Origin of the sequence: Aeromicrobium phragmitis (assembly GCF_003674095.1) — a bacterium.
Lineage (GTDB): Bacteria > Actinomycetota > Actinomycetes > Propionibacteriales > Nocardioidaceae > Aeromicrobium > Aeromicrobium phragmitis.
In genome coordinates this window covers 1-511 of sequence record NZ_RDBF01000058.1, presented here as the reverse complement: position 1 = coordinate 511, position 511 = coordinate 1, and the positions used below count along the sequence as shown (strand labels likewise).

1 protein-coding gene is annotated in these 511 nt (G+C 70.8%); it reads left to right on the top strand.

All coding sequences use genetic code 11. From position 1 onward, the window contains the following. Positions 1-379: UbiA family prenyltransferase (locus D9V41_RS16230; protein ID WP_166376087.1), on the top strand; the 379-nt coding region annotated here is incomplete at its 5' end. Positions 380-511: the final 132 nt, after the last annotated feature.

Sequence of the window (511 nt, the reverse complement as noted above, 5' to 3'; positions counted from 1 at the left end):
CCTCATCGTGTTCTTCTGGACGCCGCCGCACACGTGGGCGCTCGCCATGCGGTACCGCGAGGACTACGCCGCGGCCGACGTCCCGATGCTCCCGTCCGTCGCGCCGGCGGCCGAGGTCGGCCGGCAGATCGTGCTGTACACCTGGGCGACGGTCATCACCTCGATCGCCGTGTGGCCCGTGGCCGATACGAGCTGGTTCTACCCGGCCGTCGCGATCGTGCTCGGCATCGTCTTCCTCGCCGAGGCCTACGATCTGCGCGGGCGGACGCGGGAGACGGAGCAGCTGTCGGTCATCAAGCCGATGCGGCTCTTCCACTTCTCCAACGCGTACCTCGCGTTGCTCTTCGTCGCCGCCGCACTGGACCCGTTCATCGGCTGAGCCGCGTTAGGCTCGGCGCATGCGCACCGCGATCACCTGGCTCGCCCTCGGCGCCGCCCACGCGGTGACCTGGTTGCTCTGGCCCACGGCGCTGGACGCTCCCGCCTGGTGGGTCGCCGCCGCGCTGACGTC